Genomic DNA, 17328 nt, shown 5'->3' on the forward strand with positions numbered 1-17328 from the left:
CGGAAGGAAATGCCCCGTATCGAGATTCGTTGCGCATAGTGCATCTGATTGCTTGTGGTGGAACACAGTGACGAACTGCCAGGGCGTCGTCAAGGGGTTCGCCGGTGACGATTTCGCCAACCGGGCAGTTGCCCCAGCGCCCTTGACCTCCCTCCGCCCCGAGCCGACCATGTTGCGTATCGCTCACCGCGTTGTGTGATACGCATCAACGGAGGTCGCTGTATGTCACCTCGTCCGCAATCCGGCCGTGAGTTCGTCCTCACCGTCTCCTGCCCCGACAGCGCCGGACTGGTCCACGCCGTGAGCGGGTTCCTCGTCCGCAACTCCGGGAACATCCTGGAGAGCCAGCAGTTCGACGACCGGCTCAAAGGCCGGTTCTTCATGCGGGTCCACTTCGACGTCTCGGACCCGGCGAGCGATCTGGACGGGCTGCGGCTGCGGTTCGGGCCCGTCGCGCAGGCGTACAACTTCACCTGGACACTGCGGGACGCCGCGACGCCGACCCGTACGCTGATCATGGTCTCCAGGTTCGGGCACTGCCTCAACGACCTCCTCTTCCGGGGGCGTTCGGGCGCGCTGAACATCGAGATCCCGGCGATCGTCTCCAACCACCGCGACTTCGAGGGGCTCGCCGAGAGCTACGGCGTCCCCTTCCACCACATCCCGGTGACCAAGGAGACCAAACCCGAGGCGGAGGCGCGGCTGCTGGAGCTCGTGCGTGATCTCGACGTCGATCTGGTGGTACTGGCCCGTTACATGCAGGTCCTCTCCGACGACCTCTGCAAGGAGCTGGAGGGCCGCGCGATCAACATCCATCACTCCTTCCTGCCCAGCTTCAAGGGCGCCCGCCCCTACGACCAGGCGCACACCCGTGGCGTCAAACTGGTCGGCGCGACCGCCCATTACGTCACCTCCGACCTCGACGAGGGCCAGATCATCGAACAGGACGTCATCCGCGTCGACCACTCCCTCGCCCCCGGCGACCTGGTGACGGTCGGCCGGGACGTGGAGGCACAGGTGCTGGCCCACGCGGTGAAGTGGCACAGCGAGAGCAGGGTGATGGTGGACGGGAACCGCACGGTGGTGTTCCGCTGAGCGACGTGTCCCCTTATCCTTCGGGGGACGCATCGGCGCCCGCCCTCGACGAAGCGGCGGGCCTCACGGGGGAAGAAGGGTGCGTGCCCGGTGTCCGTCGGGCTCCTCTCCACCATCGCCGCCGTCTTCTACGGCTGCACCGTCTCGCTCATCGCCCTCACCGCCACGTTCTCCCGCGACCGCGCCCTGCGGCGTGAGGCGCGCAGCACGCTGGCCGTGCTGGTGCCGGGAAGGCGGGACGACGGCTGACCCGTGGGCCGAGCCGCACTTGCGGCTCGGCCCGCTTCTCGTCGTATACGGCTAGCCTGCCTGCTTCTCGGCCCGCTGGGCGTCCCGGTGGCGGTAGTACGCCGCGTCCGAGGCCGGCAGGGGGTCCTTGCCGAGGATCAGGTCGGCGGCCTTCTCGGCGATCATCATGACCGGGGCGTAGATGTTGCCGTTGGTGACGTAGGGCATCACCGAGGCGTCGACGACGCGCAGGCCCTCGACGCCGTGGACGCGCATCGACGTGGGGTCGACGACCGACATCTCGTCCGTGCCCATCTTGCAGGTGCAGGAGGGGTGGAGGGCCGTCTCGCCCTCCTTCGCGACCCACGCGAGGATCTCCTCGTCGGAGGCGACGGCGGCGCCGGGGGAGACCTCGCCGTCGTTGTAGGGGTCGAGCGCGGGCTGGCTGAGGAGCTTGCGGGCCACCCGGATCGCCTCGACCCACTCGCGGCGGTCCTGCTCCGTGGAGAGGTAGTTGAAGCGGAGGGCGGGGTGGTCACGGGGGTCGCGGCTCTTGATCTTCACCGAGCCGATCGCGTCGGAGTACATGGGCCCGACGTGGACCTGGTAGCCGTGCCCGCCGGCCGGCGAGGAGCCGTCGTAGCGCACGGCGATCGGCAGGAAGTGGAACATCAGGTTGGGGTAGTCGACGTCGTCGTTGCTGCGCGCGAACCCGCCCGCCTCGAAGTGGTTCGTCGCGGCGGGGCCCTTGCGGAACAGCCACTGGAGCCCGATGAAGGGCGCCCGCCACTTCGCCATGTACGGCTGCATGGAGACGGGCTGCTTGCAGGCGTACTGCACGTACACCTCCAGGTGGTCCTGGAGGTTCTCCCCGACGCCGGGCAGATCGTGTACGACGTCGATGCCGAGCGCGCTCAGCTCCTCGGCGTTGCCGACGCCCGAGAGCTGGAGGAGCTGGGGGGAGTTGATGGCCCCGCCGCACAGGATCACCTCCGCGGCACGGACGCTGCGCAGGGGGCCCCTGCCGCCGTGCTGGTACTGGACGCCGACCGCGCGCTTGCCCTCGAAGAGGACGCGGGTGACGAACGCCCGTGTCTTCACGGTGAGGTTGGGGCGCTTGCGGACGGGCTTCAGGTACGCCTTGGACGCGGAGAGGCGCCGGCCGCGGTGGACGTTGCGGTCGAACTTGGCGAAGCCCTCCTGCCGGTAGCCGTTGACGTCGTCGGTGGGGGCATAGCCGGCTTCCTCCGTGGCCTTCTGGAAGGCGGTGAACAACGGGTTGGTGGCGGGCCCGCGTTCGAGGACGAGGGGACCGTCGTGGCCCCGGAAGGGGTCGTCGGGGTCGGCGGCGAGACAGTTCTCCATACGCCGGAAGTAGGGCAGGCAGTGCGCGTAGTCCCAGGTCTCCATGCCGGGGTCGGCGGCCCAGCGCTCGTAGTCCAGGGGGTTGCCGCGCTGGAAGATCATGCCGTTGATGCTGGAGGACCCGCCGAGGACCTTGCCTCGCGCGTGGTAGACGCGCCGGCCGCCCATGTGGGGCTCGGGTTCGGACTCGTACTTCCAGTCGTAGAACCGGCTGCCGATCGGGTAGGTCAGCGCGGCGGGCATGTGGATGAAGACGTCCCAGGGGTGGTCGCTGCGCCCCGCCTCCAGGACCAGGACCCGGTTCGCCGGATTCGCGGAGAGGCGGTTCGCCAGTGCGCTGCCTGCCGAGCCGCCGCCGACGATGACGAAGTCGTAGTGGGATGTTGCCATGGTGCCTCGTCTCCCTCGCGCCGTTGGTACGCCGGGAATGCTAGTGCTGGTCGCGCTATACGCACCAGGTTGCGGTAAGCGCAACTTGGAACGACTTTGCTACGGCCGTGTTGCCGGCGGACGCCCCCACTCCGGCGAAACTTCCCCGTACCCGACGGTGGTGGCGCCCCGAACCTTGGCCCTAGCGTGACGCGCATGAGTGAACTCACCGAGGGCACCGAGGTCGCCGGCGGCATCGGGGACGACGACCGGATCACCGGCGACGTCCTCAAGGTGGCCGGAGCCGTCGTCCTCGCCATGATCATGGCCATCCTGGACACGACGGTCGTGAACGTCGCCCTCCCGACGTTCCTCACCGCCTTCGACGTGGACGCCTACTCGACCGTCGCCTGGACCATCACCGGATACACGCTGGCGCTGGCCGCCGTCATCCCCGTCACCGGCTGGGCGGCGGACCGGTTCGGCACGAAACGCCTCTACCTCGCCGCGCTCACGCTGTTCACGCTGGGCTCGATCCTGTGCGCGTTCGCCTGGAACATCGAGGCGCTGATCGGCTTCCGGGTCATCCAGGGGCTGGGCGGCGGCATGCTCGTCCCGGTCGGCATGACCATCATGACGAAGGCGGCCGGGCCGAAGCGGATGGGCCGGCTGATGGCGATCCTCGGCGTCCCGATGCTGCTGGGCCCGATCGCCGGGCCGATCCTCGGCGGCTGGCTCATCGACTCGGTCTCCTGGCACTGGATCTTCCTGATCAACCTGCCCCTCGGGATCGTCGCGATCGTCTACGCCGTGCTCGTACTCCCCAAGGACGCCCCGGAGCCGAGCGAGACCTTCGACGTCGTCGGCATGCTCCTCATGTCCCCCGGGCTCGCGCTGTTCCTGTACGGCGTCTCCTCCATCCCCGGCGAGGGCACCGTGGCCGCCACGAAGGTCCTGGTGCCCGGCCTCCTCGGGGTGGCCCTGATCGCGGGGTTCGTCGGCTGGGCGTTCCGCCCCGAGCACCCGCTGCTGGACCTGCGGCTGTTCCGGGACCGCAACCTGACCGTGGCGACCGTCGTCATGTTCCTGTTCGCCGGGTCGTTCTTCGGCGCGATGCTCCTCGTCCCGACCTACTTCCAGCAGGTGCGCGGCGAGGACGTCCTCAAGGCCGGGCTCCTGGTGGCGCCGCAGGGCATCGGCGCGATGGTGACGATGCCGATCGCCGGGATGCTCGCCGACAAGGTGCCCGTCGGGCGGATCGTGCCGGTCGGCATGGTCGCGATCCTCGTCGGCATCGGGGGCCTCGCGCTGAGCACCGATCCGGACACGCCGTACTGGCAGGTGATCCTGTTCCTGTTCGTCATGGGCCTCGGGATGGGCGGCTCGATGATGCCGACGTTCACCTCCGCGCTGAAGACGCTGCGCTCGCACCAGGTCGCGCGGGGGTCGACCCTCATCAACGTCATCCAGCAGGTGGCCGCGTCCGTCGGGGTCGCGGTCATGTCGGTCGTCCTGACGAACCAGCAGAACACGTCCGAGGCGTTCAAGGCGTTCGCCGCGACGGCGAGCGCCAGGAGCGCCGGGGTCCAGCCGCCGGAGTGGGCGGCCGAGACCGCGCGGCGCCTGGGCGACGCGTTCCAGCGCACCGCACTGTCCGACCTCGCGGACGCCTTCCGTACGACGTACTGGGTGGCGGCCGGCGCGCTCGTCCTCACCCTCGTCGCGTCACTGTTCCTCCCCCTCCGGCACGAGAAGCCCGCCCCGGCCGACGACGGCGGCGACGACACGGACGTCCACGCGGCACCGCCGGCCGCCCTGCACTGACCACCGGGCACCCGTCTCGCGGTCGACCGGCTGACCGCGGCTCTCCACGCCGACGCCACGACACCGCCCTGCCCCCGCCCGGCGGAAGGGCAAGAGACGGAGAACCGGTCCGCGCGGCCCCTCGTCACTCCAGGACGAAGACCGGTTTGTGGCCGGCCCGCCCGGAGGTCAGGACGTCCGGGATCTCCTCCCAGGCGTAGATCCCGCTGGTGACCAGCTCGGGGCGGAGCCTGCCCGCGGCGACCGCCTCCAGCGTCGGCGTCATGCTCGGCCGCGCGTGCCCCTTGCCGTTGTGGAAGTGGACGCCGCGCTGGTAGAGCGCGAGCAGCGGCAGCGGGACGTCCTCGAAGTAGATGCCGACGCTGTTCACCCGCCCCTCGGGGACGACGGAGAGCAGCGCCTTTCGCAGCCGCTCCGGATCACAGCTGGCGTCCACGGCGAGGTGGAAGTCCTTCTCGCGTCTGCCGTGCACGTCCTGGACCTCGGCGCCGAGCCGCTCGGCGACCGCCATCCGGACCGAGTCGTCGTCGTAGTAGACGGTGCGGGCGCCCGCGAGCTGGACGGCGGCGTCGACGCAGTACAGGCCGATGGAGCCGGTGCCGCCGAAGACGGCGACCTTCGGGTCGGTGATCCCGGCGACGGCGGGCACGACCGTCTCCCAGCCGAGGGCGAGGTTGTCGCCGATCGAGGCGAGGTGCACGGGGTCGGCCCCGGCGGGGAGCCTGACGAGGTTGTAGTCCGCGTAGGGGACGCGGATCAGCTCGTCGAAGCAGCCGCCCCAGGCGCCGTTCACCGGCAGACCGTACTGCGCGTCGCCGTGGCGCAGACAGCGCGCCGGGTGCCCTTGCGCGCACTGCGCGCAGGTGCCGCAGGCGATGTGCCAGGCGACGCCGACGACGTCCCCGACCGCGACGTCCGTGCAGTCCGGGCCGGTCTCGACGACCGTGCCCACGCATTCGTGGCCCAGCGGGAAGGGGCCGAAGCCGGAGAAGGGCGTCCTGTCGGCGATGACGTGGTGGTCGAGGTCGCAGGTCGTGGCCGCGAGGGGCCGTACGAGCGCGTCCGTGCCGTCGACGAGGACGGGCGCGTCGACCTCGTCGAACCGCAGCCGCCCCGGGGCGACGAACATCAGGCTCTTCATCGGAATGCTCCTCCTGTCCCGCGGTCAGAGGCTCGCGGCGGGCGCGTCGCCGGTCGGGATCTCCTCCAGGAACACCGCGTCGAGCGGCTTGTCGAGCACGCCCGCCAGCGCACCGGACAGCTCCCGCATCGCGGCTCCCTTCATGTGCGCGCCCAGCGCCTCCTTCGACGCCCACTTCTCGACGAGGACGAACTCGTCGGCGCTGCCCGCCTTCCGGTGCAGCGCGTACCGCAGGCATCCGGGCTCCGCGTGCACGGCGGGAATCGCCTCCCGCAGCACCCGCTCCACCACCTCTCCCTGCCCCGCCTTCGCGACCAGCGTCGCCACCAGCACTACCGATCCGGACATGGCCCACCCTCCAGGTCTATGACACTCGTTATAATCATGACAGATGTTATACGCGCCGACCGCGACCGCCCGCCGTCGCCTCCCTCAGCCCAGCCCCTCGAACGCGGCACCGACGTACCGGCTCGTCCGCTCGCTCCCGAGCAGCCCCGTCCCCATCCGGTTCATGACGTACGAGATCACCGCCCGCCGCCCGGCGTCGACGACGACCACCGATCCGCCCCACCCCGTCCAGAAGCAGATCCGCCCCCGCGGGAGGTACGCCACCGCCGGTGACGGCAGCCCGAACCCGAGCCCGAACCGCAGACGCGCTCCGAGCACGAGGTCGATCCCGTCGGACTCGGTGCGGAAGGCGAGGCCGGCCGTCCGGGGAGACAGCAGCCGTACACCGTCCAGGGCCCCGCCACAGGCGAGCACGGAGTGGACGCGGGCCAGGGAGCGGGCGTTGCCGTGGCCGTTCGCCGCGCCGATCTCGGCCCGCCTCCAGCGCGCACCCCACGCCTCCCGAGCCTCGCCGAGCGGACCGGTGAACGTCTTCAGCGCCACGTCCCCGAGGCCGTCCGGCACGACGTCCGGCGGCGGTACGACGTCGGCGACGCGCCCGAACTCCGTGTCGGCCAGCCCGATGTGGAAGTCCGCGCCGAGCGGCCCGGTGATCTCCTCGGCGACGAACCGGCCCAGTGTGCGTCCGTCGGCCCGCCGGACCAACTCCCCCACCAGATGCCCGTAGTCGAGCAGGTGGTAGCCGGACGCGGTGCCCGGGGTCCACCAGGGAGCCTGCGCGGCCAGCCGGGCGGTCGCCGCCGGTACGTCGAGGATGTCGGCGACGGTCACCGGCGCCTCCCACCCCGAGACGCCGGAGGTGTGCGCGAGGACATGCCGTACGCGTACGCCCTCCTTGCCGTGGGCCGCGAACTCCGGCCAGTACCGGGCCACCGGCGCGTCCACGTCGAGGAGTCCGCGTTCGACCAGCACCAGCGCCGCGAGAGCGGTGACGGTCTTCGTGCACGACCAGACGTTCGTGATCGTGTCGCGCCGCCACGGCTCGGTCCGGTCCACGTCGGTCCAGCCGCCCCACAGGTCGACCACCGGTTCCCCGTCGACCGTCACCGCGACCGAGGCCCCGAGTTCCTCGCCCGTGTCGAGGGACGCGGCGAGCGACTCGGCCAGCTTCGCGAAACGCGCGTCGTACGCGCCGCCGAGTTCCGCCACGGTCAGCTCCCCTGCCGCAGGTCGCGGCGGGGTACCCCGCGCAGTTCGCGGCTCAGGCGGGCGCTCGCGACGTCGGCGGCGTCCAGGAGGTACGTCTGGCGCATCCGCCACGGGCTCCGGTCGCCCTGCCTGGGGAAGCCGGCCACACCTCGCCGGACATAGCCCGACGCGAGGTCGAGCAGGGGCCGTTCACCGGCGTCGGGGTCGACGACCGGGGTCACCGACGCGAGCCCGGCGCGCCGCATGTGGTTGAGGACCCGGCACACCAGGCGCGCGGTGAGGTCGGCGCGCATGGTCCAGGACAGGTTGACGTACCCGAAGCACAGCGCGAGGTTCGGTACGCCGCCGAGCATGGCCCCCCGCCACAGCAGACGGCCCGCGGGATCGACGCGTTCGCCGTCGACGGTGACGGCGACATGACCCAGCGCCAGCATGCGCAGCCCGGTCGCGGTCACGACGATGTCGGCGGGCAGCACCCTCCCCGACCGCAGCCGGACCCCTTCGGGAACGAAGCGGTCGACGTGGTCGGTGACCACCTCGACCTCCTCGCGCCCGATCGCCTTGAACAGGTCCGCGTCGGCGGCGATACACACCCGCTGGTCCCACGGCGCGTAGTCGGGGGTGAAGTGCGCACGCACCGCGTCCTCGCCGATCCGGCGGGCGGCGGCCCTCGTCAGCAGGGCTCTCGCACGATCGGGGAAGCGGCGGCAGTAGTGGTGGAAGCCGTTCGCGTAGGCCGCGTTGCGGGCCCGGACGACCCGGTGGGCGAGCTTCGCCGGCAGCCGTCGCCGGAGCCGGTCGGCGAAGCGGTCGCGGCGGGGCAGAGCGCTGATCCAGGTCGGGGTGCGCTGGAGCATGGTGACGTGGGCGGCGTCGCGGGCCATCGCGGGGACCACGGTGATCGCGGTCGCGCCGCTGCCGATGACGACGACCCGCTTGCCGGCGTGATCGAGGTCCTCGGGCCAGAACTGGGGGTGGACGAGCGTGCCGGTGAAGGTCTCGACGCCGGGGAACTCCGGGTCGTGGCCGCGCTCGTAGTCGTAATAACCCGTGCACAGGTGGAGGAACGCACACGTCATGGTGTGCCGTACGCCCCCGGTCCGTTCGACGGTCAGCGTCCACAGGGCGCGCTCGCCGTCCCAGTCGGCCGCGGTCACCTTCGTACCGCAGTGGATGTTCCGGTCGATGCCGTGCTCCTCCACGGTCCGCCGCAGGTAGGCGAGGATCTCGTCGCCGTCGGCGATGGCGTGTTCGCCGGTCCACGGCTGGAAGGGGAAGCCGAGCGTGAAGATGTCGGAGTCGGAGCGCACCCCGGGGTAGCGGAACAGGTCCCAGGTCCCGCCGAGGGACTCCCGGGCCTCCAGGACGGCGTACGACCGGTCGGGGCACCGCGTCCGCACCCGGTGGGCGGCGTCGATGCCGGAGATACCCGCGCCGACGATGACGACGTCGGCGTGGCCGGGCGGCGGGGAGGGGTTGGTCATGCCCCGAGTATGGAAACGGCCCCGTCCCGGAACTTGACCCTGGACGACAAAAATTTACCCCTGCACGACACCGGCGAGGCGGGCGTCCCGGCGTACCTGTGTCGGTGTCCGGCCGAACCAGCGTCGCACCGCGCGGGTGAGCGCCGCCTGCCCGCCGAGCTCGACCAGGGAGGCGATCTGGGAGAACGGCATGTCGGTGCCCGTCAGGAGCCGGTGGGCGGAGTGTCTGCGGACGTCGTCGAGGATCGCCTGGAACGAGGTGCCCTCCGCGGCGAGCCGTCGTTGCAGGGTGCGCGGGTGGGTGTGCAGCCAGCCGGCGACGAGGTCGACGCGGGCGGGGACCGTGCCGAGGGCGCGGCCGACCGCCGACCGGACCGCGCTCGTGGTGCTCTCGCGGGGGTCGGTGTAGTGGGACTCCAGGTAGTCGACGACCATGCGCCGCAGTTCCGGGTTGACGGGGGTCGACATGGGCCGGTCGAAGAGACTCGCCGGCACCCTCAGCAGGGCCTGTCCGGCGTGGAAGCGGACCGGGGCGCCGAAGAACTCCGCGTACACGGACTCGTCGGTGAGGGGCGGGTGGGGCAGGTAGACGCCGAGCAGGTCGTAGCCGCCGCTCATGGTGACGAGGATGCGGTGCAGGAGTCCGAGGCCGCCGTCGATGGTCTGCGGTTCGTAGGGGATGTCCGGGTGGGTCATCCGGTACTCGACGGCGCCGACGCCCGCGTACCGCTCGGGGTCGGGTCCGCGGGACAGGCGCAGGGCGGCGTTGTGGACGAACAGGAAGCGGGACGCGCAGTCGAGGCCCTCGCCGACGGTGTCGCAGTTGCCGACGGCCAGGGCGAGGGGGCCGAGTTCGGCGAGGTTCTGACAGGCCGCCAGGCGCAGGCCGAAATCGGGGCAGTCCAGTTTCCGGGCCGCGTGGCGCAGGATGCGGCCGGCGGTCGCCGCGGCGAGGAGTCCGTCCTCGGAGTCGAGGTCGGCGGGAGAGACACCGAACGGGGCGAGCAGGGCGGTCGCGTCACCTCCGAGGCTGTCGATCAGCCGGTCGGTGCCGCGAATCGCGGCGGCCCTGATCTGTATCTGCACGGCCCGCGTTCCCTCCCTTCCTCTATCAGGCGAAAGAACCTGGTCAGGTTACCGGGGGCAAAAAGTTTGTACCGTACCACGCGTATAGTTTCACTGTGAGCAACTACAACCCTGATACCGAGACGTCCACTTCCCAGGCCGGCGGGGTCCAGTCGGTCGATCGCGCCATCAGCGTCATGGAGATCCTCGCCCAGCGCGGCGAAGCGGGGGTCAGCGAGGTGGCGGCGGAGATCGAGGTTCACAAATCCACGGCGTTCCGGCTGCTCGGGGCGCTGGAGGCGCGCGGGCTCGTCGAGCAGTCCGGTGAGCGCGGCAAGTACCGGCTGGGGTTCGGCATCGTCCGGCTCGCGGGGGCGGTGACGGGCCGGATCGACATCACGCAGCAGGCGCGGCCGATCTGCGAGCGGCTCGCGGAGGAGATCGGCGAGACCGTCAACATCGCGGTGCTCCAGGAGCACTACGCGATCAACCTCTACCAGGTGCGGGGTCCGGGCGCGGTCGCCGTGCACAACTGGGTCGGCCAGCTCACGCCGTTGCACGCGACGTCCAGCGGCAAGGTCCTCCTCGCGAGCCTCCCGGCGACGGAGCGGGCCGCGCTGCTGACCGAGGCGGGCCTGCGCAAGCTCACGCCCCGCACGATCACGGCGAAGACGAAGCTGGAGAAGAACCTCGTCGAGTCCCTGGAGCGCGGATACGCCTACACCCTGGAGGAGTTGGAGGTCGGCCTGCACGCCATGGCCGCCCCGATCCACGGCCGGGACGGCGACGTCATCGCCGCGATCAGCGCCTCCGGCCCCGCCTACCGCTTCACCGAGGACCGCCTCCACGGCATGGCCCCGGTCCTCACCCAGGGCGCCCGCGAAATCAGCCACCGCATGGGCCACCTGGGCTGAGCGCCGCCCCCGGCGAGATCGACCGAGCCGGGGACACGGCACGAGGCCGGACCGACAGGACACCGACCAAGCCCCACCCCACCCCGGCCCGGCATCCGGCACCCGGCACCCGGCACCCGGCACCCGGCACCCGGCACCCGGCACCCGGCACCCGGCCAGGCTCCACCGGCCCGGACCCCGGCAAGGCTCAACCAGCCAGGTCCTCGGTGCGGTTCACCCCGGTCCGAGCCCCGGTCTGGCTCACCCCTTTCCTGCCCCGGCGAGGCTCACCCGGCCCGGCCCCCGGCAGGGTTCACCTCGGCTCGCCCAGCCGTTCCAGGACCCAGTCGTGGAAGGCGCCGATGTGGTGTTCGCTGGGGACCAGGACGCCGCCCTTGGCGTACATGCGGGAGTGCATGCCGGGCTGGGTGCGTTCGCAGGCGTCGAAGTCCTGCTGGTTGACGCGGTGGAAGAGTTCGACGGAGCGGCTGACGTCCTTGCCGGACTCGACGACGTGCGGCAGGTAGAGCCAGTCGCACTCGACGATCGTGCGGTCGGCGGCCATCGGGTACATCCGGTGGAAGATCACGTGGTCAGGGACGAGGTTGACGAAGACCTGGGGTTTGACGGTGATCGCGTAGTACCGGCGGTCCTGCTCCTCCGCGACCCCGGGGATGCGGTCGAGCCCCTCGGAGCCGTCGACGGTGAACCCCTGGACGTCGTCACCGAACTCGGCGCCGTGGCCGACGTAGTACTGCGCGGCGTAGCCGTCGGCGAACTCCGGGAGGACCTCGGTGAGTTCGGGGTGGATCGTCGCGCAGTGGTAGCACTCCATGAAGTTCTCGATGATGAGCTTCCAGTTCGCCTGCACGTCGTAGACGATGCGCTTGCCGAGCGAGAGGTTCGCCATGTCGTAGCGGTCGATGGACTCGGTGTCCCCGAGCCGCTCGACGACCGCGCCCATCACGTCGTCCTCGAAGGAGGGCGGGTTCTCGGCGAGACAGACCCAGACGTATCCGAGCCACTCACGCACATGCACGCCCACCAGCCCGAACTCGGTGCGCCCGACGTCGGGCATCTTCGTGAGGTTGGGCGCGGCGACGAGCTTCCCGGTGAGGTCGTACGTCCAGGCGTGGTACGGACACTGGAAGGCACGCTTGACCTCGCCCGCCTCCTCCGTGCACAGCTTCGCGCCGCGGTGCCGGCAGACGTTGAAGTACGCGCGGACCGAGCTGTCCCGCGCGCGGGTGACGAGAATCGACTCACGGCCCACGTCGACCGTGCGGAACGCCCCCGGTTTGGGCAGATCCGCGGCGCGCGCGACGCAGAACCACATGGTCTCGAAGATGCGCTCCTGCTCCTGGGCGAAGATCCCGGGGTCGGTGTAGGAGGAGCCGGGGAGGGTGGCGATCAGGCTGTCCGGCAGACCGGTCGAGGTCACGGGGCACTCCTCGGGTTACGTCGTGGAAAGGTCGATCAGGCGGCGGCGAGCTGCTTGCGCCAGCGGGTGAACAGCCGGGGCTGGTTCATCCCGAGGACGGCGACGGGTGTCTCCCCGCGCCGGTAGACGGCCAGGACGTCCCGGTCGCCGGCGGCACCCGCCTCGACGGTGACGCTGTCGGCACCGGCCGCGTGCCCGGCGAACTGGATGCGTACGCCGTACTGGTCCGACCAGAAGTACGGCGGCCTCGGCACCCCCTCCGTCGCGCTGTCCCCGGCGAGCAGGGCGGCGACCGCGGCGGCCGGCCGCTCCAGGGCGCCGGTCCAGTGCTCGACGCGGCGGTGCCCGCCGGCGCGGGGGTCGTACCAGTTGGCGCAGTCCCCGACCGCGACCACACCGGGTACGCCGGTCCGGCCGTCGGCGCCGCACTTGACGCCGTTGTCGAGCGGGACGCCCGAGCCGGCGAGCCACTCCACACAGGGCCGCGCTCCGACGCCGACGACGACGATGTCGGCGGGGATGCTCCGCCCGCCCTCCAGCAGGACGGCGTCCACGCGCCGTTCCCCGCCGAGCCCCTTGACGCCGACGCCGCACAGGAGCCGTACGCCGTGGTCGGTGTGGAGGCCGGAGACGACGGTGCCCATCTCCGCGCCGAGGGGGCCCGCGAGCGGGGTGGGGGCGGCCTCGATCACGGTCGTCTCCAGGCCGAGGCTCTGTGCGGTGGAGGCGACCTCGGCGCCGATGAAGCCGCCGCCGATCACCACGAGCCGTCCGCCGTCCGCGAGTTCGGCCTTGAGGGCGCGGGCGTCGTCGAGGGTGCGCAGGGTGTGCACCCCGGCGAGGCCCTCGGCGCCGGGGAGGGTGCGGGCCGCCGCGCCGGTCGCGATCACGAACCCGTCGGCGTGCAGCCGACGGCCGTCCGCGAGGCTCAACTCGCGGGCGGCCGGGTCGAGTCCGGTGGCGCGGGCGCCGAGCAGCCACTCGGCGCCCAGGCTCTCGTCGTCGGTCTCCAGGGCGAGGTCCGCCTCGGGGAGGGTGCCGGCGAGGAACTCCTTGGACAGCGGGGGCCGGTCGTAGGGGCGGTGGGGCTCGTCGCCCACGACGACCAGCCGGCCGCCGTACCCCTGTTTCCGCAGGGCGCGGACGGCCGAGAGGCCGGCGAGGGAGGCCCCGACCACGGCGACCGTTCTCACGCGGGCCCCCCGGCGAGCCGGGACGCCACGCAGGGCGGCAGGTTGGGGGCCTCGGTGGACACCTTCACATGGATCACGCCGTCCTCGACGACCACCTCGTGGGTGCGGACCGGGAGTTTGGCGGGCGGGGAGTCCACCGCGCCGGTCCTGAGGTCGAACTTCGAGGCGTGCAGGGGGCATTCCACCTCGCAGCCCTCCAGCCAGCCGTCCGCGAGCGAGGCGTCCTGGTGGGTGCAGGTGTCGTCGATGGCGAAGACCTCGCCGTCGTCGGTGTGGAACACCGAGACCGGCGGGTCGATGTCGAGCCGGTATGCCTCACCTCGCGGCAGGTCCGCGAGACGGCACGCGGGAATCATCATGACACCTCGGTGCGTATAGCGAAACGGATTGCGGTAAGCGCAACGCCAGTGTGGGGGCGCCCAGAACCGTTGTCAAGGAGTCCAAAGGCCCCCCGTTCCGGGCGGGTTCGAGGGCAGCCCGCAGCGCCCGCCCCACCCGCGTGAGCAGGGGGAACGGGCGCTGTGGCACAGCATGGTGACGGATCGTCAGCCGGGGGCACGGCTCAGAATCCGCGCGCGATCCACTCCGCGAGGTGCGGCGCCTCGGCCGCGACCGTCGTCATGTCACCGTGCCCGGTGCGCACGACGGTCTCCCCGGGCAGCGTCAGCAGCCGCTCCCGGATGGACTCGACGATCGTCGGGAAGTGGCTGTACGACCGTCCGGTGGCCCCGGGTCCGCCCGCGAACAGGGTGTCCCCGCTGAACAGGGCGCCGAGCGCGGGGGCGTACAGGCAGACGGCGCCCGGCGCGTGTCCGGGGGTGTGCAGCACGGTCAGTTCGGTGCCGCCGACGGCGACGACCTGGCCGTCGGCCAGCTCGGCGTCGGGTGCCCGGTCGGGGTGGGTGAGCTTCCACAGGGGAAGGTCGTCCGGGTGCAGCAGGATCGGGGCGCCGGCCAGTTCGGCGAGGGCGGGGGCGGCGTTGACGTGGTCGTTGTGGGCGTGGGTGCAGACGATCGCCGTCAGCCGGCGGTCCCCGACCGCGTCCGCGATCGCCCGGGCGTCGTGCGCGGCGTCGATGACGATCACCTCGTGGTCGTCACCCACGATCCAGACGTTGTTGTCGACGTCCCAGGTGCCCCCGTCGAGGCTGAACTGCCCGGACGTGACGAGGCGTTCGATCCGGGCCGTCATCAGAGGACGACCACGGAGCGCAGGACGTCACCCTGGTGCATCCGCTCGAACGCCTTCTCCACGTCCTCCAGTCGGATCGTCTCGGTGACGAACGCGTCGAGCGGCAGGCGCCCTTGGAGGTAGAGGTCGATGAGCATCGGGAAGTCCCGCGACGGCAGGCAGTCCCCGTACCACGACGACTTCAGCGAACCGCCGCGCCCGAAGACGTCCAGCAGCGGGAGTTCGAGCTTCATCTCCGGCGTCGGGACACCGACGAGGACGACCGTCCCCGCCAAGTCCCTCGCGTAGAAAGCCTGCTTGTACGTCTCCGGCCGCCCCACCGCCTCGATCACCACGTCCGCCCCGAACCCGCCCGTCAACTCCTGGATCGCCTCGACGGCGTCCGTGCCACGGGAGTTGACCGTGTGGGTCGCGCCCAGTTTCGCCGCCGTCTCCAGCTTGTGGTCGTCGATGTCGACGGCGATGACCTTCGCGGCGCCCGCGAGGCTCGCCCCGACGACGGCCGCCGCGCCGACGCCTCCGCAACCGATCACGGCGACCGTGTCACCACGGCCGACGTTCCCGGTGTTGATCGCGGCACCGATCCCGGCCATCACGCCGCAGCCGAGCAGTCCGGCGGCGGCCGGGGAGGCGGCCCGGTCGACCTTGGTGCACTGGCCGGCGGCGACGAGGGTCTTCTCCGCGAACGCGCCGATGCCGAGGGCCGGGGCGAGTTCGGTGCCGTCGAGGAGGGTCATCTTCTGCTTGGCGTTGTGGGTGTCGAAGCAGTACCACGGCCGCCCGCGCAGACAGGCCCGGCAATTGCCGCACACCGCACGCCAGTTGAGGATCACGAAGTCACCCGGAGCGACGTCTGTGACGCCTTCGCCCACCGCCTCGACGACGCCCGCCGCCTCGTGCCCGAGGAGGAAGGGGAACTCGTCGTTGATCCCGCCCTCCCGGTAGTGCAGGTCGGTGTGGCAGACCCCGCACGCCTCGACCTTGACCAGGGCCTCCCCCGGGCCGGGGTCGGGCACGACGATCGTCTCCAGGGAGACGGGGGCGCCCTTTCCTCTCGCGACGACAGCACGGACCTGGTGAGCCATGACCACTCCCGACATCGATGTTGCTCATTGCGGCACGTTTCTCAGGTTACGCAACACAGCATCGGGGAGCGGCCCGGCGGGGGTCAAGAAGCCGGCGTCAGCGGACCCTCTCCCCCGCCCGGTAGACCGCCCGGACGTCGACGACCGCCCCGATGTCGTCGAGCGGCGAACTCCCGAGGACGACGATGTCCGCGTCCGCGCCCGGCCGCAGCGCCCCCTTGGTCCCGCCCAGGCCGACCGCCTCGGCCGCCCCCCGGGTCGCCGCGCGCAGGACGTCCAGGTGCGGCATGCCGTACCGGGCGAGGCCGACCAGCGCGTACGGGTAGACGCCGTGCGCCTTCGCGGCGGTCACCCCGGAGTCCGTGCCGGGGACGATCCGGGCGCCGGAGGCGACGATCTCGTCCATCGCCCCGAAGCGCGCTGCCTCTTCGGGCAGGACCGGCTCGTACTCCGGGAACACACCGGCCGAGAGGCTGACGAACGTCCCGCGCCGGACGACCTCGTCGAGCACCGCGCGGCGCACGCCGACGCCGTACCGGGTGAGGAAGGAGACGTGCTCCAGGGAGTGGAAGCCCAGGTCGGCGATCTCGGCGAGGGTGTCGGTGCCGTGGGCGTGGGCGGCGGTCGTGAGACCGAGGCGGCGTGCCTCGGCGATCACGAGCCGCAGGTCGTCGGGGTGGTACTGCTGCATGAGCGGGCTGTCGCCGGGGGTGAGGTCCCCGCCCCCGGCCATCACCTTCACGACCTCGCAGCCCCGCTCCGCCCGTTCCCGTACGGCGGCCAGCAGTTCGTCCGCGCCCTCGGCCTCGCCGCCGAGGAAGTGGCAGTGGCCGCCGCGGCTGGTGAGGGGCGGGCCGGACGCGACGATCTCCGGGCGCTGTACGGCGGGGAGCCGGTCGCGCAGTTCGAGCGTGAGGTAGTCGCGGTCGCCGAGGTCGCGGACGGTGGTGACACCGACGTCCAGCGAGCGGGCCGCGTTCTCGCGGGCGACGTCGAGGAGCGTCTCGCGGTCGTCCGACGTGACGTGCGCGACGGCGTCCTTCGTGCCGTCCCAGCAGAGGTGGACGTGGGCGTCGACGAACCCGGGCAGCAGCCAGGCGTCGGGGCCGAAGTCCAGTGTCGTGGCCTCGAACGGGGGCTCGGAGCCCGTGAAGTCGACGTCGAGGATCATGCCGTCCTCGACGAGGAGCATGCCGGAGGGTCCGACGCGCGCCCCGTCGAAGACGTGTCCGGCTTTCAGCGCGAGCAGTTCGCCTCGCATAACCGTCATCTCCCATGGACCGGAATGTGGGGGGCGGGACTCGGCCACCCCCCTGTTCCGGCAGGTCGTGGCGGCAATCGCTGCGGCGGCAGTGGCCGAATCCCTTCGGTCAACTGTCGCCTCCGGCCCGGCCGG

General features: G+C 71.5%; 16 protein-coding genes. 4 read left to right on the forward strand and 12 right to left on the reverse strand.

Annotated features, from left to right (window positions below; all coding sequences use genetic code 11):
* The first annotated feature begins 222 nt into the window (after positions 1–222).
* Together purU and ABZX85_RS21040 are read left to right on the forward strand one after the other, a co-directional pair.
* The gene (gene purU / locus ABZX85_RS21035) at positions 223–1095 is read left to right on the forward strand and encodes a formyltetrahydrofolate deformylase (protein WP_355870531.1); all 873 of its coding nucleotides are present in this window, start codon (positions 223–225) and stop codon (positions 1093–1095) included.
* A 90-nt stretch (positions 1096–1185) separates the two neighbouring features.
* The gene (locus ABZX85_RS21040; RefSeq protein ID WP_355870533.1) at positions 1186–1344 is read left to right on the forward strand and encodes a hypothetical protein; all 159 of its coding nucleotides are present in this window, start codon (positions 1186–1188) and stop codon (positions 1342–1344) included.
* 51 nt (positions 1345–1395) lie between these two features.
* Here ABZX85_RS21040 and betA read toward each other — a convergent pair whose 3' ends face one another.
* Complete coding sequence (gene betA / locus ABZX85_RS21045) at positions 1396–3078, reverse strand: choline dehydrogenase (RefSeq protein ID WP_355870536.1); 1683 nt, start codon at positions 3076–3078, stop codon at positions 1396–1398.
* Positions 3079–3273: 195 nt separating this feature from the next.
* On the opposite strand from betA, the gene ABZX85_RS21050 reads away from it, so the two are divergent.
* Complete coding sequence (locus ABZX85_RS21050) at positions 3274–4881, forward strand: DHA2 family efflux MFS transporter permease subunit (RefSeq protein ID WP_355870539.1); 1608 nt, start codon at positions 3274–3276, stop codon at positions 4879–4881.
* 124 nt (positions 4882–5005) lie between these two features.
* Here ABZX85_RS21050 and ABZX85_RS21055 read toward each other — a convergent pair whose 3' ends face one another.
* From ABZX85_RS21055 to ABZX85_RS21075, 5 genes are all read right to left on the reverse strand, one after another.
* The gene (locus ABZX85_RS21055) at positions 5006–6022 is read right to left on the reverse strand and encodes an alcohol dehydrogenase catalytic domain-containing protein (protein ID WP_355870542.1); all 1017 of its coding nucleotides are present in this window, start codon (positions 6020–6022) and stop codon (positions 5006–5008) included.
* A 24-nt stretch (positions 6023–6046) separates the two neighbouring features.
* A complete protein-coding gene (locus ABZX85_RS21060; protein ID WP_355870545.1) occupies positions 6047–6370 on the reverse strand; it encodes a putative quinol monooxygenase in 324 nt (107 codons plus the stop codon).
* 84 nt (positions 6371–6454) lie between these two features.
* Positions 6455–7579, reverse strand: a complete 1125-nt coding sequence (locus ABZX85_RS21065) for a serine hydrolase domain-containing protein (RefSeq protein WP_355870548.1) — start codon at positions 7577–7579, stop codon at positions 6455–6457.
* 2 nt (positions 7580–7581) lie between these two features.
* Positions 7582–9063: an NAD(P)/FAD-dependent oxidoreductase gene (locus ABZX85_RS21070; RefSeq protein ID WP_355870550.1), complete on the reverse strand. Its 1482-nt coding sequence runs from the start codon at positions 9061–9063 to the stop codon at positions 7582–7584.
* Between the two features lie 54 nt (positions 9064–9117).
* Positions 9118–10149, reverse strand: coding sequence for an AraC family transcriptional regulator (locus ABZX85_RS21075; protein WP_355870553.1), 1032 nt, complete (start codon positions 10147–10149; stop codon positions 9118–9120).
* A 95-nt stretch (positions 10150–10244) separates the two neighbouring features.
* On the opposite strand from ABZX85_RS21075, the gene ABZX85_RS21080 reads away from it, so the two are divergent.
* Entirely contained in the window at positions 10245–11042 is a 798-nt protein-coding gene (locus ABZX85_RS21080; RefSeq protein WP_355870555.1) for an IclR family transcriptional regulator, read from the forward strand.
* Positions 11043–11334: 292 nt separating this feature from the next.
* Here the strand turns inward: ABZX85_RS21080 and ABZX85_RS21085 are convergent, their stop codons facing one another.
* From ABZX85_RS21085 to ABZX85_RS21110, 6 genes are all read right to left on the reverse strand, one after another.
* Positions 11335–12462, reverse strand: coding sequence for an aromatic ring-hydroxylating dioxygenase subunit alpha (locus tag ABZX85_RS21085; protein ID WP_355870557.1), 1128 nt, complete (start codon positions 12460–12462; stop codon positions 11335–11337).
* A gap of 35 nt (positions 12463–12497) precedes the next feature.
* Positions 12498–13655, reverse strand: a complete 1158-nt coding sequence (locus ABZX85_RS21090) for an FAD-dependent oxidoreductase (RefSeq protein ID WP_355870559.1) — start codon at positions 13653–13655, stop codon at positions 12498–12500.
* Positions 13652–14014: a bifunctional 3-phenylpropionate/cinnamic acid dioxygenase ferredoxin subunit gene (locus ABZX85_RS21095; protein ID WP_355870561.1), complete on the reverse strand. Its 363-nt coding sequence runs from the start codon at positions 14012–14014 to the stop codon at positions 13652–13654. The genes ABZX85_RS21090 and ABZX85_RS21095 overlap by 4 nt, the downstream gene beginning before the upstream one ends.
* A 203-nt stretch (positions 14015–14217) precedes the next feature.
* The gene (locus ABZX85_RS21100) at positions 14218–14847 is read right to left on the reverse strand and encodes an MBL fold metallo-hydrolase (protein ID WP_355870563.1); all 630 of its coding nucleotides are present in this window, start codon (positions 14845–14847) and stop codon (positions 14218–14220) included.
* Complete coding sequence (locus ABZX85_RS21105) at positions 14847–15932, reverse strand: S-(hydroxymethyl)mycothiol dehydrogenase (RefSeq protein WP_355870565.1); 1086 nt, start codon at positions 15930–15932, stop codon at positions 14847–14849. The genes ABZX85_RS21100 and ABZX85_RS21105 overlap by 1 nt, the downstream gene beginning before the upstream one ends.
* Before the next feature lie 97 nt (positions 15933–16029).
* Positions 16030–17193, reverse strand: coding sequence for an amidohydrolase family protein (locus ABZX85_RS21110; RefSeq protein WP_355870568.1), 1164 nt, complete (start codon positions 17191–17193; stop codon positions 16030–16032).
* Positions 17194–17328: the final 135 nt, after the last annotated feature.

Origin of the sequence: Streptomyces sp. NPDC004539 (assembly GCF_040610055.1) — a bacterium.
Taxonomy (GTDB): Bacteria; Actinomycetota; Actinomycetes; order Streptomycetales; family Streptomycetaceae; genus Streptomyces.

Coding starts and splice junctions, on each gene's coding strand:
- purU (WP_355870531.1), top strand. CDS start 223: ATGTCACCTCGTCCGCAATCCGGCCGTGAGTTCGTCCTCACCGTCTCC.
- betA (WP_355870536.1), bottom strand. CDS start 3,078: ATGGCAACATCCCACTACGACTTCGTCATCGTCGGCGGCGGCTCGGCA.
- ABZX85_RS21050 (WP_355870539.1), top strand. CDS start 3,274: ATGAGTGAACTCACCGAGGGCACCGAGGTCGCCGGCGGCATCGGGGAC.
- ABZX85_RS21055 (WP_355870542.1), bottom strand. CDS start 6,022: ATGAAGAGCCTGATGTTCGTCGCCCCGGGGCGGCTGCGGTTCGACGAG.
- ABZX85_RS21060 (WP_355870545.1), bottom strand. CDS start 6,370: ATGTCCGGATCGGTAGTGCTGGTGGCGACGCTGGTCGCGAAGGCGGGG.
- ABZX85_RS21070 (WP_355870550.1), bottom strand. CDS start 9,063: ATGACCAACCCCTCCCCGCCGCCCGGCCACGCCGACGTCGTCATCGTC.
- ABZX85_RS21095 (WP_355870561.1), bottom strand. CDS start 14,014: ATGATGATTCCCGCGTGCCGTCTCGCGGACCTGCCGCGAGGTGAGGCA.
- ABZX85_RS21100 (WP_355870563.1), bottom strand. CDS start 14,847: ATGACGGCCCGGATCGAACGCCTCGTCACGTCCGGGCAGTTCAGCCTC.
- ABZX85_RS21105 (WP_355870565.1), bottom strand. CDS start 15,932: ATGGCTCACCAGGTCCGTGCTGTCGTCGCGAGAGGAAAGGGCGCCCCC.
- ABZX85_RS21110 (WP_355870568.1), bottom strand. CDS start 17,193: ATGCGAGGCGAACTGCTCGCGCTGAAAGCCGGACACGTCTTCGACGGG.